General features: G+C 35.0%; 9 protein-coding genes and 1 tRNA gene. 6 read left to right on the plus strand and 4 right to left on the minus strand.

The window, feature by feature from the left end; genetic code table 11:
* Window positions 1-128 precede the first annotated feature (128 nt).
* The gene (gene dnaG / locus T420_RS0101705; RefSeq protein ID WP_013544700.1) at window positions 129-2057 is read left to right on the plus strand and encodes a DNA primase; all 1929 of its coding nucleotides are present in this window, start codon (window positions 129-131) and stop codon (window positions 2055-2057) included.
* A 356-nt stretch (window positions 2058-2413) separates the two neighbouring features.
* Window positions 2414-4423, plus strand: a complete 2010-nt coding sequence (gene rpoD / locus T420_RS0101710) for an RNA polymerase sigma factor RpoD (protein WP_013544701.1) — start codon at window positions 2414-2416, stop codon at window positions 4421-4423.
* A gap of 605 nt (window positions 4424-5028) precedes the next feature.
* Here rpoD and T420_RS0101720 read toward each other — a convergent pair.
* A complete protein-coding gene (locus tag T420_RS0101720; protein ID WP_013544702.1) occupies window positions 5029-5775 on the minus strand; it encodes an SIMPL domain-containing protein in 747 nt (248 codons plus the stop codon).
* A gap of 172 nt (window positions 5776-5947) precedes the next feature.
* Between T420_RS0101720 and T420_RS0101725 the strand changes: the two genes are divergently transcribed.
* From T420_RS0101725 to rnhA, 3 genes are all read left to right on the plus strand, one after another.
* Window positions 5948-6021: transfer RNA gene (locus tag T420_RS0101725), tRNA-Ile, on the plus strand.
* 1326 nt (window positions 6022-7347) lie between these two features.
* A complete protein-coding gene (gene ispH, locus T420_RS0101730) occupies window positions 7348-8403 on the plus strand; it encodes a 4-hydroxy-3-methylbut-2-enyl diphosphate reductase (protein ID WP_013544705.1) in 1056 nt (351 codons plus the stop codon).
* 459 nt (window positions 8404-8862) lie between these two features.
* Complete coding sequence (gene rnhA, locus T420_RS0101735; RefSeq protein WP_013544706.1) at window positions 8863-9330, plus strand: ribonuclease HI; 468 nt, start codon at window positions 8863-8865, stop codon at window positions 9328-9330.
* Window positions 9331-9338: 8 nt separating this feature from the next.
* On the opposite strand, the gene T420_RS0101740 is transcribed toward rnhA, so the two are convergent.
* The gene (locus T420_RS0101740; RefSeq protein WP_026501084.1) at window positions 9339-10217 is read right to left on the minus strand and encodes a protein-disulfide reductase DsbD domain-containing protein; all 879 of its coding nucleotides are present in this window, start codon (window positions 10215-10217) and stop codon (window positions 9339-9341) included.
* Between the two features lie 70 nt (window positions 10218-10287).
* Here T420_RS0101740 and T420_RS0101745 point away from each other — a divergent pair, with 70 nt between their 5' ends.
* Window positions 10288-10872, plus strand: coding sequence for a YqgE/AlgH family protein (locus tag T420_RS0101745; RefSeq protein ID WP_013544708.1), 585 nt, complete (start codon window positions 10288-10290; stop codon window positions 10870-10872).
* A gap of 33 nt (window positions 10873-10905) precedes the next feature.
* Here T420_RS0101745 and T420_RS0101750 read toward each other — a convergent pair whose 3' ends face one another.
* Both T420_RS0101750 and T420_RS0101755 read right to left on the minus strand, forming a co-directional pair.
* Window positions 10906-13791 (minus strand): EAL domain-containing protein, encoded by a 2886-nt coding sequence (locus T420_RS0101750; RefSeq protein ID WP_013544709.1) that lies wholly within the window; start codon window positions 13789-13791, stop codon window positions 10906-10908.
* A 454-nt stretch (window positions 13792-14245) separates the two neighbouring features.
* Entirely contained in the window at window positions 14246-15529 is a 1284-nt protein-coding gene (locus T420_RS0101755; RefSeq protein WP_013544710.1) for a M16 family metallopeptidase, read from the minus strand.
* Between the last annotated feature and the right edge of the window lie 700 nt (window positions 15530-16229).

Genomic DNA, 16229 nt, shown 5'->3' on the forward strand with positions numbered 1-16229 from the left:
GTCTCCATTTCTGAGCCATATGCGATTATTCATTTAGAAATTCGTTTATTACTTAAGATGAAGTGTTGGAATTATGCTTTAAAGTAATTAAAATACAAATAAAGAATTTTCAAACTCTGTGAGAGATAATGCGTATTCCACCTGATTTTCTTGATGAGATTCGCGCCAGGTTACCGATTTCAACGGTTATTGGCCAAAGGGTGACATTTGATCCAAAAAAAAGCAAACCTTCGCGTGGTGATTTTTGGTGTTGCTGCCCATTTCACGGTGAAAAAACTCCAAGTTTCCATTGTGATGATCGTCAAGGTCGTTATTATTGTTTTGGTTGTAATACAAGCGGTGACATTTTTACTTTTCTTTGCGAACTTGATGGATTGCGCTTTTCCGAATCTGTAGAGCGTTTGGCTGGTTTTGCAGGTATGAAATTACCTGTTTTTGATTTACAAAATCATAAGGGTGAAATAAAAAAAAATGATCTTTATGATATTATGAAAATAGCCGCGGATTTTTTTCAAAATAACTTACACCATCAAATTGGGACTCAAGCACGTCATTATCTTGGTGCACGTGGTGTGACATTAGAACTCGCAAAGCGCTTTCAGATTGGGTTTGCTCCGGTAGGGCGTACAGCTTTGAAAGATGCATTGAGTGCACGTGGTATTTCGCTAAAGCAGATGGAGGATTGTGGTCTTCTTATATCTGGTGAAGATATTGCTATTCCCTATGATCGGTTTAGAAATCGTATTATATTTCCTATTAAAGATTTACGTGGCCGTGTGGTTGCTTTTGGAGGTCGTTCGTTAGATAAAAATGCACAAGCAAAATACCTAAACAGTCCTGAAACGGTGCTTTTCCATAAGGGTAATACGCTTTATAATGCAGCATCTGCTCGCAAAAATAGTCGTTCCTCAGTAAAGGGAGAAGCACATTCTATTCTTGTTGTTGAAGGCTATATGGATGTAATTGCCTTAACTAAGGTTGGTTTTGAAAAAGTAGTTGCTCCTTTAGGAACAGCATTGACGGAAACGCAAATTGGACTTTTATGGCAAATGGAGCCTAATCCGATTTTGTGTTTTGATGGAGATGATGCCGGTTTAAAAGCTGCTTTCCGTGTTGCTGATCGTGTGCTTCCTCTTTTAAAAGCAGGAATGTCTGTGCGTTTTGTTTTATTGCCAAATGGCAAAGATCCAGATGAAATTATTCGTGCAGGGGGTGCGCATCTTTTTTCTTCTTTTGTTCAAAAGTCAATTCCGTTGATTGAGCTTTTATGGTGGCGTGCTACTTTTGGAAAACATTTTACAACTCCAGAAGCGCGTGCCGCATTGGAGCGAGAACTAAAACAGCAAATATCGACAATTAAGGATCAAGATATACGCCGCTATTATTTTCAAGATATAAAAAGACGGCTTTTTGATTTTTTTCGTTCATCTTTTTTGAAGCAAAAGAATGAAGAAAAATATGTCCAAGATCAAAAAGATGGAATGTTTAAAGATCAATCTTTTTCTGCATTGGCAAATTCTAATATAGTCCGCAGTTCAAAAAATTTTATTCCTTTACGCGAAGCAGTTATTTTGCTTATTTTAGCGTACTACCCTGAGTTGTGGTATGAGAATTTCGAAGTTCTTGCAAAATTAGAATTAAAAAATGATCAATTAATAAGTTTACATCAGTCTATGTTGGAAATTCTTGGAAATCAAGAGTTGTGTGATAAAGAGACAATGGCTGTATTTTTAGAAAAAAAAGGGCAAAAAGCTATTTTAGAGTATATAGATAGCCTTGTGCAAAAAGTTGGTATGCGGATTACTTTTGGGGGAGCTCCTATAGAAGATGCTCGTACTGTATTAAAACAAGCCATCTACTTGCATCTTCAAGAACACCACCTACATAAGAGATTACAAGATATTGAAGAGCAACTCATAAAAAATCCTAGAGATGAGGTTTTTGATCTACTTCGTGAGACGAAGGCCGAGTTAGAACAAACTCAAGCAACAGAGGCTTTAATTGAGGGATTCGGATCTTGGTTTTGCGAAAAAATATATGAGAGTAAACCAAAATAGAATAAAATGATTCGCTTTTTAAAAGCGAATCAGTCACCAAGTCTGATATATTGATATATAAAGTCTATTATAAGAAATGACGTTTTTGTGAAGAATGATGGCTAAATTTTAGGAAAAGCGGGAAATTGATTCTTACTATGTGGTACAGATATTTTCTCAGAAAGACTGAGAGATATCGGGAAGACTTCTATAGTGTTCCCGTATTTTTGTGTGAAAAGGTGTATACAAAAGTGTGTCTTTTTGAATAGAAGATTAATCCCATCAACAGTGCATAATAAGAAATTTTGGTGCGCTAAGTAAGAATACAATAAGTTGATCACATGAAGTTTGCATAGTGATCAAGTGGAGTTAACAGTATGGCAACAAAGGTTAAACAAAAAGATAGTGTGGAAGAAATGGGCAAAGTGAGCTCGGATGGTCCTCTTCTTGATTTTTCCGATGATGCTATCAAAAAAATGATTAAACTCGCCAAAAAAAATGGCTACGTGATAATGGATGAATTGAATGCAGCTCTTTCTGCTGATGAATTCACGTCTGAACAAATTGAAGATACATTGGCGATGTTTTCTGAAATGGGCATTAATGTTATAGACGATGAAGATGAAATTGAGTCTGAACAATATGAGGAAGAAATCGCAATAGAAGGTGGCGATTTAGTAGAAGCCACGAACTATGCAGTTGCAACAACATCTAAGCGTGAGGTAGCTGATCGAACTGATGATCCAGTGCGTATGTATTTACGTGAAATGGGGGCTGTTGAACTACTTTCGCGTGAAGGTGAGATTGCTATTGCTAAACGTATTGAGGCCGGACGTGAAACAATGATTTCTGGGCTTTGTGAGAGTCCTTTAACATTTCAGGCTTTAATTATTTGGCGTGAAGAGTTAAAAGAACAACGTATTCTTCTTCGTGAAATTATTGATCTTGAGATGACTTATGCTGGTCCAGAAGCGAAGCAGGCACCGATTATTGAGGAGAGTGAAGTAAAAAAGATAAAAGAGGAAACACTATCTTCTAGCATGCGTGATATGGATGATATTGAAGAAGATATAGGAGGGGAAGATGATGACGAAGATGATGATGAAGTCAACTTATCGCTTGCAGCAATGGAAAATGAGTTATGCCCTCAAGTTGTGGAAACTTTAGACTTTATTGCTGATACTTATGTAAAGTTACGTAAGTTACAAGATCAACAAGTTGAAAGCAGTTTATCATATCGCAAAGAAGAACCTCTTTCATCTGCTCAAAGGAAACAATATAACCAATTGAAAGATGATTTAATTCAAGCAGTAAAATCTCTTTCTTTGAATCAAAACCGTATTGAGGCATTGGTTGAGCAACTTTATGATATCAATAAGCGGTTGATACATAGCGAAGGTAAGTTGAAGCGGCTTGCTAGTAACTATGGGATTGGGCATGAAGATTTTTTAAGAGAATATCAAGGTCGTGAGTTAGATGCAGATTGGGTTAATTATATTGCAGCTTTATCAGGGCGTGGTTGGAAAGAGTTTTCAACTTGTGAAGCCAAAGTTATTCAAAATTTGCGTAGTGAAATACAAAATCTTGCGCAAGAAACTGCTATTTCAATTGGTGAATTTCGTCGAATTGTTACACAAGTACAGAAAGGAGAGCGTGAAGCGGCCATTGCTAAAAAGGAAATGGTGGAAGCTAATTTGCGCCTTGTAATTTCAATTGCCAAAAAATACACTAATCGTGGTTTACAATTTCTTGATCTTATTCAAGAAGGTAATATCGGTCTGATGAAGGCTGTTGATAAATTTGAATATCGGCGTGGATATAAATTTTCAACTTATGCGACATGGTGGATTCGTCAAGCAATTACACGTTCTATTGCTGATCAGGCACGGACTATCCGTATTCCTGTTCATATGATTGAGACAATTAATAAAATCGTTCGTACATCGCGCCAAATTTTACATGAAATTGGACGTGAACCTACACCAGAGGAACTCTCTAGCAAACTTTCTATGCCATTAGAAAAAGTGCGAAAAGTGCTTAAGATTGCAAAGGAACCTATTTCACTTGAAACTCCTGTTGGTGATGAAGATGCTTCTCATTTAGGTGATTTTATTGAGGATAGAAACGCGTTATTACCAATTGATGCGGCTATTCAGGCTAATTTGCGAGATACAACAACCCGTGTTCTTGCTTCATTAACGCCGCGTGAAGAGCGTGTTTTACGAATGCGTTTTGGTATTGGAATGAACACTGATCATACATTAGAAGAAGTTGGTCAACAATTTTCAGTTACCCGCGAGCGTATTCGTCAAATCGAAGCAAAGGCGCTTCGTAAGTTGAAGCATCCTAGCCGTTCACGCAAATTACGCAGTTTTCTTGATTCTTAATTAAAAATAATAATACATTTTAAAGATAGGTAAAAAAATATAATATGAATAATAGATCAAATTTTATTTATTTTATTCTTTAAGCGAATTGTTTTATGGAAGGGATTATACTGTTTATGAGTGAAGAGATTCACTTTTGGAAAAGTAAAAAATTATAGGAAATGTCTAATACTGAGTGGGAAAGTCTTTATGATGGTTGTGAATGTTTTTGCTTGAATAAATTATAAGATGACGATATGGGTGATATCTATGCAACTAATGTTGCGTGTTGTCTTTTGGATAAATATTTATCAGTGTAAAAATTATGCTCATCGTAAATCAATTATTTACAGATTTTGTATTATTGGATATTGCTACGGTTAAAATAGTTAATTGATTGTCAGAGAGTTGTGTTTGTAGGTTGGGTAATGAAAGTAAAGATCTTCTATGGTCGCACCCGTTAGTATCGAAAGATTTTCAGACAGTACATCAAACTCAATTTTTGAACGTGAACAGATTAAAATTCATGACGATGAATTATCATCAAGAGAATCTTATTGCCAATATACCACCGGAATTTTCTATAAAAACCGATGATGTAATTATTTTTATTAAGTGATTGATGACTATTCGTCGATAGCAAATGTTATGGTTACACTGACATTATAATTCAATTCACCTCCTGAAAAATTTGTATCTGTGTAGCTTCTTGCATGCTGCGCTCTACTCATGAGACGTGGTGTTGGATAATGTCCATTATTATTTTCACTAATTGTAATAATTTTTCCCAATTTTACATTGGCTGCTTGAGCTAAAGTCTCTGCTTTTTCAATAGCTTCAGCAATAGCTTTTTTACGTGCTTCTTTGTATAATGGCTTTGTATCGGCATTGGTAAAGGTAATGCCATTAACAGAATTAACACCAAGTGCCATTGCTTGATCAAATATTTTACCAGCATTGGCAAGATCACGGATATTTACTGTTAAAGAATTTGAAACATGGTAAATTATTTCATTATTCTTTTTTTCTCGTTTTTTATCTGAATTAGTCTGGTATATAGATAAGCCTGATGTTTGCAAGTCATTTGCTTGAATGCCATTATTTTTAAAAGTATTCACAATGTCATTCATAAATTTATTATTTGCTGCTAATGCTTTTTGGGCAGTTGTGTCATGAGTAACAACGGCTAGATTGATAATTGCCATATCTGGTGTTGCTTGGTTTTCACCAGTTGCTGTAACTGTAATCGTTGGTGCATCTTTGATCGTTTCTTCAGCATTTATGAAGAGTGAAGTAGCGAATAGAGATAATACAGTCAATATCGACAATTTTATTCGGTAGGTGTTCAACAGTTGGAAAATTATTTTAGTCATGTTCATTCCTTATAATTATGTATTCTATTACTTTCCCATTTCTGGCACTCATTGTAAAGGAGTTAGGGTGCTGAGAGAAAAAAAACGAGAGGAAAGAGAAAAAAGACGAAGTATAATTTAAAGCAAGCTCTTGTATAATAGGATATTTTAGTTTAGAGAAAACCTATTTGTGGGGCCTGTAGCTCAATTGGTTAGAGCCAGCGGCTCATAACCGCTTGGTTGGGGGTTCGAGTCCCTCCGGGCCCACGTTTCCCTAACCAAATTGATATCTTCATTAAAATATGAGGGATGTTATAGTTAGTGATTCTATTAATTTCTTTAAAGCCTATACTTTATTTTTAGTTTTTTTCTCAGTTTGAAAACTAGTTTTTGTGAATCTACGGTTTATAGCCATGATTGGGTTTACAAAAAGCAGACTTGTAAGGGGAGGAGAAGTTTCATTAATTAATATAAACCCCAATTCTCAGGTTAAAGGTTATGAGTGTTTGAAGGCAAAAGCTGTTTATCAAGAGATAAAAGAGTTATAAGAGATCATAGAGCTTATATTTGGAATACTAAAATTTTTTAAATATGAACGTATTACAATTATGATAATGCTTTAGATAGTATACATATAGGGGTTGTAGAGATGCTCCTTTTTAAAATATTTCATTAATTTTTTTGGTTAGGTATTATTAGGTGTTAAATGAGAGGATCTCTTTCTATATCCAAAAATATGAATGTACGGATGGGGAAATAACATTCTATAATCGTAAATTAAGGTAGGTGATTTCGGTAGCTTATTAAAATTAAAGCTGAAAAGAATTTTTTACATGAGAACGATTGTTGGGTTTATGATAATTAGGATTTATAATGATATTGCGGTTTGCAGCAATGATTGAGTTGAAAAAACAGGTTATAACAGTATTAATGTGCTACTATTAAACAGTATATACTCCGTAGGAAGGCTCTATAGAAAAAAATTTAAAAATTATATGATCAAAGCTGAGCGCGAGGAATTGGTAGTAGATATGGCTTTAAACAAGATGCTATTTTAAATTGCTGAAACAGGGACGCTTAGTGAAGCTGATGACATTCTAATATTAGTGTGTAGCAATGATTAAACTTTCAGTTCATACGCTTCTAAGCCTTAGATATCATGAGGAGTGAGAGTTCATGCATGATATGGGCTCCCTACTAAAAATGCTGAGAAAATATGGATTTGACTAGTGAGAAAAAGGCGTAATGATAGGAGATAGCTATTATTGAAGAGTTAAAACAAATTCTGGTATGAGAAGATAATTATATAAAAATGCTTAATTAGATATTATTGATCAAGAACTTGTATAATATATACAGTGATTTATACAATTTTTTCATGATGTTAGCAAGAGTGGTGATTTGTCATTACTTTTTGATATGAAAAGAGAACTTTTTGATATGAAAAGAGAAGTTGTATCGAATGATTTGATGCATTTGGATAAGCGATGATTAATAAGCTTAAGGGGAATGCTTTCAGTTTCTTTACACTGTTTGTATATAATGTAAAAAATATAAGTTTGGGTAAAAGTTTATGGATATTAAGGATAAATTATGTCTATACTTCCCCCTTTAACAATTCGCCTCTGTGGTCCGCGCGGGTTTTGTGCTGGTGTTGATCGTGCCATCCAGATTGTTATTCTGGCATTAAAAAAATATGGTTCTCCGGTATACGTTCGTCATGAAATTGTACACAACCGTTATGTTGTTGAAGGCTTGCAGAAGCGGGGAGCTATTTTTATTGAAGAACTTCATGAAATACCTGAGGCACATCGTAGTCAACCTGTTGTATTTTCTGCTCATGGTGTGCCAAAGTCTGTATCAGAAGAGGCTGTTCGTTATAATCTGTTTTATCTTGATGCGACATGTCCATTAGTTTCTAAGGTTCATAAACAAGCAATTCGTCATCAACGTCATGGTCGTCATGTTATATTGATTGGTCATGCTGGTCATCCTGAAGTAATTGGAACCATGGGGCAGCTTAAAGAAGGGGCTATGACATTGATTGAAACGGTAGAAGATGCTTTACATTATCAACCGGATAATCCGAATGAATTAGGATTTGTAACACAAACAACACTCTCCGTTGAAGATACAGCAGAGATTATCAATGTATTACAACGACGTTTCCCTGCGTTAGCAGCCCCAGCGGCTGAATCAATTTGTTATGCTACTACTAATCGACAAGATGCTGTTAAGGCAGCGGCATTGGAGAGTGATTTATTTTTAATTGTTGGTTCACCGAACTCATCTAATTCTAGACGTTTGGTAGAGGTTGCTGAAAGATTTGGTGCGCGTCAATCTATTTTAATTCAGCGTGCTAATGAAATTGATTTTGATAATCTAGGTATTCTTTCAGTTATTGGCCTTTCAGCGGGGGCATCAGCTCCTGAAATTATTGTTGATGAAATTATTACAGCTTTTCGTGCGCGTTATGATGTCAAAATAGAATTAGCTGAAACTATAGTGGAAACGGAAACGTTTCTAGTAAATCGTGAATTGCGTGATATCAATTTATCCCCTCAAGATGTAGCTTTTATTAAGGGAAGAGCAGAGACATTTAGAAATAAAAATGATGATAATAAAAGCATGCGTGAAAAAATGAAATAATAGCGGTTATATAAACTAGTTCTAAGAATTTTTACATGTTACTCGATAAACTACCTCTCTCATCAAAGAAAAAGAGAGGATAATGAAAATCTCGAATTTTATACAGATAGAAATAATACTCATTTTAACGCTTATGAAAATTTTTCAAAAGATAATTTATTTTTATGTATTTCTCTGCAGCGTTTATATCCAACTTTCTTGTTATGATTAGTGCTTCAGAAATGATAACACGATAAGTTAATTGGAAAAGGCATATAGATTAGCAATTTTAATGCGCGTTATTGTTGCCAGGATAGTTTCTGGTTTAATGTGACTTTACATTTTTTGACTCACACATTCCTAGAAGTAATGTAATGAGCTTCTGGATAGTCTTGTTGTTCAAAAAATTCGTTCAAATGTTGGCATGAGCCTTATTTTGGGAGTAATGTGAACTTTTTAGCTGAGGTGGAGTTTCATGTTATGTTAGATCGAAAGAAAGTCATTGAAATTTATACAGATGGTGCTTGCTCAGGAAATCCTGGTCTGGGAGGATGGGGGGCAATTTTACGATGGAATGGTTATGAACGTGAACTTTACGGTGGAGAAGTATATACGACCAACAATCAAATGGAACTTATGGCGGCAATTCGTGCATTAAATGTTCTAAAGGAATCATGTTCAGTTGAACTTTATACCGATTCAGCTTATGTGCGCAATGGGATTTCTACATGGCTTGAGGGGTGGAAAAAAAATAATTGGCGCACCGCATCAAAAAATCCTGTTAAAAATATGAAGTTATGGCAAGCCCTTGATGATGTCTGTTCTCGCCATGATATCAAATGGCACTGGATAAAAGGTCATGCTGGCCATCCAGATAATGAGCGTGCAGACGCACTTGCACGTAAAGCAATTACTGAATATCGTGAAAATGGACGTTTTTCAGCATAATTTTTATCTTATGGAATAACAGTATGGCTTGATTGTGTGTTTATTGTGAATGTTCCACTTAAAGCATAGTCTTTATAAGAAACTGTATAAAAAACTGTTTTCTTTAATTCATCTGAATCGAAATATATAGGTGCACTAAAAACTGCATATCCTTCATAATCACTTATCTTTTTTGCTGGCCCAATTTGCATTGTTCCTCCATCTAAAAAGAGAGCAGAAGTTGTGATTATTTGATTATTTTTTATTTTTATTAAGAGGGTATTTCCATCTTTTTCAGCATGTATTTTTAATGCATTATGTGCTGTACGAGGTAAAATATCTTGAGCTTTTTTTAATAAGGATGGGGAAAGAGAAGTATTATCTGGATTAGATGAGGAAAAATTAAAATCAATAGTAAAAGGGATACAAATTTCATCACACATTCCAAGAGTTAAAGAACCGCTTAGATTTTCGTTTGAACCAGAAACATTAAAGGGCAGTACGACTTTATTTTTATAGCCTAATGACCAATCATTTTGTGTTTTATAAAGTTGTGGTGTAGGATAAAGAATTTCATAAGACACCTGTTGGTTAAATTTAAAAAATGGTGCCATACCGGAATTTCCTGGATTTCTCCAATAGGTTTTCCATTTTGGTTTTAAAGTAATTTCAATAATGCCGTTTTTTATTCTAGAAAGAGAAGATGAAGTTATAGCTAATCTGGCACGACCACCTTCTGATTCATGCCAAGGTGTTGCAATAAGATATGGATTTTGTTCTGCTTGAGAATTAATAAGGAAGTAGAAAAATCCTAAAAATACGAATATTATTTTCAAAATTACTAAGAGATTTTTCTGAAAAGTATTTGAAATTCTTTGTATATTTGGAAATATTTGCAATTTTTTCATTTGAGCTTTATTCTTTGTTAGTACTGACTGAATTGAAGTTGAAAAATTGGATTATGGAGATTATCAAATTATGAAACAGCGTGAGGGATTTTTGAATGGACAGTTGCTCATAGCAATGCCCGGAATGAATGACAAGCGCTTTGTTCGTTCTGTTATCTACATTTGTGCCCATTCTAATGCTGGTGCTATGGGAATTATTCTCAATCAGTTGCACAATATTAATTTTCCTGAGCTTTTGCTTCAGCTTGGAGTGATTAATCAAAATCAAAAAAAATATCTTTCTGAGCCAATAAAAAAGTTTCCAATACGTTGTGGTGGGCCTATTGATACATCTCGTGGTTTCGTACTACATTCAGATGATTATGCTTGTGAAGCAACCATATCTATTACAGACAAAATCTGTCTTACTACAACCCTTGATGTGTTAAAAGCCATGAGTTGTGGGCAGGGGCCGCAACATGCCCTTATAGCTTTGGGCTATGCTGGATGGAAAGCAGGACAGCTTGAAACGGAGATTTATACAAATGGTTGGTTAATTAGTCCTACATCTCCTAGTTTTCTCTTTGAAAGTAATATCAGTAGTAAGTATGATGAAAGCTTCATTCGCATGGGGATTAGTCCAACCTCTCTTATTTCTGAAGTAGGTCATGCATAGATTATTTCTTATTTCTTGAAGCTTTTTATAATGTTACTTATTATAGGTATGAGAGAAGTGGTTTTGAACAAGAGCAACTAATTCTTCGATGGCGATTGGTTTAGTGACGATTGTACTTTGAACATATTTACAGCCTTCTTGTCGTAAAAAGATAGCTTCTTTTTCATTTTCTACCCCTTCTGCTATTATCTGTAAATTAAGATCAGTGGCCATTCTGATAATTGATTTAAGCACAAGTTTTTTCTTAGGTGAATCGATAGAGATAAGTGAACGGTCTAATTTAACCATGTCGAATGGATAACGGACAAGGTATGTAAGTGATGAATATCCTGTTCCAAAATTATCCAATGCTAGATTCATTCCTAATGATTTAATCTGTTCAAAAAAATGAGCTGATTGTTCAGGATTTTTTCTTAAAACAAGCTCAGATATTTCTATCATTAATCGTCCTTTATTGACCGGATTGCGAAGAAGGGTAGAGCGTAATTGACTTATAAAGTCAGGGTGAATCATTTCTGCGCTTGGTAAGTTGATAGAAATAAAGAAAGGATGTTTAGTACATTTTTCTTGTATATTTATAAGATCTACAATAGCATGATCAATGATGAATTGTACCAAATCCATAACGAGTTGTTCGCTTTCTACGATTTTGATAAAATCATGGACATTTAAATTTCCATGATTTGGATGGTGCCATTCAACGATTGTTTCAAAACCAATAATTTGTCCATCTGATAAATTAAGAATAGGATGGTAGAGGATTTTTATTTCATTACGCTTGATAGCATGATGAATATCTTTATTTATATTATTATGCTCGAGGTCTAAAGTACGGAAATTGGGACGGAAAGGTTCAATATGATTACCACCCATTTGTTTCGCGTGGATCATTGCCAGTTCACTGTCATTGAAAATATTTTGAGCAGTTAATCTGTTGTCGCTCCATGTAACCAAACCAATCGATGCTGAAAGCATTATAGTTTTCTTTTCAAGAGTAATAGGTGCTGAGATTGTTTTATGCAGATGATTTGCGAACATTGCAATTTTTTTTGGTTCTGTTTCACTGAGTAAAATAATTGCAAAACGATCTGCAGAAAGGCGTGATAAGGTGTCTTGCAGGTTAATAAGGCGGCTTAAACGACGTGCAATTATCAAGAGGACAGTGTCCCCAACAGCTATGCCTAATTTGCGATTAATTTGACGAAAATTATCAAAATCAATCATAAAGATGGTTGGCCTAATTTTTATATTTGCTTTGGCTAAAGAGGCATAATTCTGTAATCTATCGAGAAAAATTTGTTGGTTAGGAAGACCGGTTAAGCTATCATGAATTGCATCGTATAGTAAACGTTCTTCGGCTTTTTTATGATTGGTAATATTGACAATACTCCCGATAACACGGGTAATCTTTCCATCTTTTTGGATAGCTGGGCGTGCACGGAGGGAAAACCAATGATAATGACCACCACCGGAGGAGAGCCGAAAAATCTGATCAATGCGTCCCTTTTTATGTTCAAGAATAATATTTAAAACAGCCTGAAAACGCTCACGATCATCATAATGCAAGGCTGAGATCCAGTCGCTCATAGTACCGTTGAGTTTGCAGGTTTCAGGACCAAAAAGGGTTGTCATATCTGGGTGAACAACAATGCGGTCACGCTCGACATTCCAGTCCCAAATAATACTTCCAGCTCCTCTTGCGGCCAGAACTTGTCGTTCAAGATCGGAAAAAATTCCCTCATGGAATGCATCATTAGAAAACGTTTGTTGCATGACAAGAAAGCTGATAAGAAGAACAATGAGGACCAATCCTCCTGCTAGAGCTGGTTGAACAATATCATTGTCTAAATATCCTATTATGCAGGCATAAGCTTCAAGAGACCAGAAGCTAATTAACAACCATGTTGGAATAAGCATGATTGCACGGTCATATCTACGGATTGAAAAATAGCCGATCAAGATAATACCAAGTATAGTTGTGAGACCAAATGATAGGCGAGCGATTCCAGCTGCTCTACTGGGATCATAAATAGCAAATGCTCCTAGTCCGCAGAGAGATATAATCCATATAATCGCACCATAGCTAAAGTGGTAATGCCAACGGTTGAGACAAAGATAAGTAAACAGAAAAATAAAGAGTGTTGCAGCAAGTGCAACTTCTGTACCAGCACGCCAAATTGGCTCTGTTATTGGTGTAATTGCAAAGATTTTATTCCAAAAGTTGAAATCAATACCAATGTAGAAAAGAACAGCCCAAGCAACAGCAGCTGTTGCAGGGAAAAGACTCGTTCCACGAACGACAAATAAAATAGTTAATAGGAGTGCCAAAAGTCCTGATATACCAAGAAGGATACCATGATAAAGCGTATATGAATTAATTGTATCTTTATAAGCCTCGGGTTGCCATAGGTAGATTTGTGGTAGATTTTTAGAGCTTAATTCTGCAACAAATGTAATCACAGTGCCAGGGTTGAGAGTAATACGAAAAATATCTGAATTTGCATTAGTTTGACGATCAAGAGAAAAACCTGCACTTGGCGTAATGGATTGGATACGTACTGATCCAAGATTTGGCCAAAGAAAACCTGAATGGGCCATCCTATAATGGGGGATAACAATAAGACGGTCAATTTGTTCATCTGTTGGATTTGCAAGGGCAAATACTGCCCAGTTTCCAGAAAAATTTTCACTTTTTGCCTGTACTTCAATGCGCCATATAATACCATCTGGTCCTGGTGCTGTACTTGTTTGGAAGATAGAGTTATTGGTATGATGAATTTCGATAGCTTTTGACAGATCAATAGCTATATCCTGAGGAGAAATTTTGATTGGCTCGATTGCTTGTGCTGATGCAAGGTGTACAAAAAGACTAATTATTATAACAAGAATGATATTGATTATTTTACTCAAACTCTTCACGCTGCATTACTCTCAGTATTTGAAGCTATTTAATTTTAAATGAGATTTTCGAGAAAATACTTCCACTTTTTAGTTGTTATTTTTATAAAAAGCGGTTGTTATTTTCTTTTGAAAAAATCATATGATTTTATACAAAAATAAATCAGATATCTGCTCGCACCAATGAGTCTTAAAACTAACGGAATTTTGTTCTTTGTAAAAGGAAAAATTCAACCATTCGTTGTCAGATTTCACGCAATATACTCTTGTTTATTAAATTATTTATCATATGAAATATTAATTGGATAGCTTTGCTCGCTTTTTTGATGAAAGTTTCCCAAACTTATTTAATAAGAAAAATTTTTATGATGATTTGCATTAAAAATATGTGCGTATTTTGGGGTTTATTAGGCTTTAGAATAATTTATGCGTATCAAATTTTTTTCTAATTAAAGTTTTTAAGAAATACTTTTCTTTAGAGAAGACAGTTTATATTAGGCGAAAGAGTTGATACTAAATCGTCAAAATTCATGAGTGGTCCAGTAGGACCAACAGCTGCAAACGTTGGGTTAGAGTTAATAAAAAGACGTTTAGCTAGATCAGTTAGCTGTTCTAAGGTAATAAGTTCTAAACATTCAGTCATTTCAGAGATTGGAATTGGTCTACCATAAAGAAGCATTTGGCGAGCAATGAGATGTGCTTGACTAGACGGATTTTCTTGTGACATTGTAAGATTAGCACGATACTGTGCTTGTGCTCGTTGAAGTTCATTTGTATGAATATTTTTACTTATTTTACAGAGTTCATCAAGAATAACAGGTAAAAGTGTTTCTAGTCCTTCTTGTCCGGTAGCAGCATGAAGGCCGAAGAGCCCAGTATCTGAAAATCCCCAATGAAAAGCGTAAATAGAATAACATAAGCCACGCTTTTCTCTAACTTCTTGGAATAAACGTGATGACATGCCTCCTCCGAGAATGATTGAAAGAATCTGAGCAGCATAAAAATCATGCGCATGATATGGGCGTCCTTCAAAACCAAGTACAACTTGTGTATCCATTAGATCACGATATTCGCGAAAATCACCACCAATATAATTAGCAAGATTGATTAAAGGAGCTGTTGAATGGGAACGAAAGGTGCCAAGACAACTTTCCACTTGGCGCAAAAAATCTTCGTGTTCTACAGCTCCTGTAGCAACTACGACCATGCGATCTGCACTATATTGTTGATTCATAAAATTGTGAAGATCGGCAGATGTGAACGATTGAACTGTTTGTTGTGTTCCCAAAATAGAACGACCAAGAGATTGATGGCGAAAGGCTGTTTCAGTAAAATGGTCAAAAACGATATCATCAGGAACATCACAAGTAGCGCCAATTTCTTGAAAAATAACTTGTTTTTCACGTTCTAATTCATCTTCGTCAAATTTTGAACATGTCATAATATCGGCTAAAATATCGATAGCAAGAGGGATATCTTCTTTGAGGACACGGGCAAAATAGGCGGTTGTTTCAATACTCGTGGTAGCATTGATTTCTCCCCCGACATCTTCAATATCAGTTGCAATTTTAAATGCTGTACGGTTTTCTGTTCCTTTGAAAGCCATATGTTCAAGTAGATGGGCAATGCCATGTTGTTTAAAGGTTTCGTTACGTGAGCCAACTTTAACCCATATTCCAAGTGCTACACTTTCAATTTGTGGCATTTTATGTGTGGCGATAGACAAACCATTACTGAGGCGGCTGATATCTACACCCATGTATTTATTACTCCATTCAATCAACCAAATGCGCGATTATAAAAGCATTGGAATATTTCTAACTTAAACAAGTGTAGCTAACTATAATAAGATGTACACGATTTTAAAAATATAGTCTTTTACTATTTTTTTCATCATTAGCAAGATTTGTAAAGCCCTCTCCATAATCTATAAGATTTTCTAGACATAATGGTCATGGTAGATTAATGCTAGCATTAGAATTGGGTAAGGTAAACGGTAAAAAGAATAATCATGGAAGATATATGATTTTATTTTGCGGATGGCTTTTACTGCAATTTCTTTTATTTAGATTAGTCAGACAATCGCTTTCTTGGTAAATAGTGCTATCAATTGTTGGGATTGTTTCACGAATATGATTTGTTCCGTTGGAGAATAGGGGAAAATATTTTTAAGTCATTTTATATCAGTTTTTAAATGGCTTGTTTTAAGGCTTCGATAGCATTGCAAATTCGAATTGATCATAATTATTGCTCTTAAACTAACTAAACTAACAGGTATTCAAATTAGAAAAAGTTAAATTTCTATAAAAGAGTGATGTTATATTGATTATAAGTGTATTGCGTAAGCGCCATCGATTGTTATTCATACAAGGATATTGTTATCATTCGTTGCAATAATTAATTCCCCAATGAATAATTTGTATAAGTGTATATCTTAATTTCTATGTATTTCACGATTT

Origin of the sequence: Bartonella clarridgeiae ATCC 51734 (assembly GCF_000518185.1) — a bacterium.
Taxonomy (GTDB): domain Bacteria; phylum Pseudomonadota; class Alphaproteobacteria; order Rhizobiales; family Rhizobiaceae; genus Bartonella; species Bartonella clarridgeiae.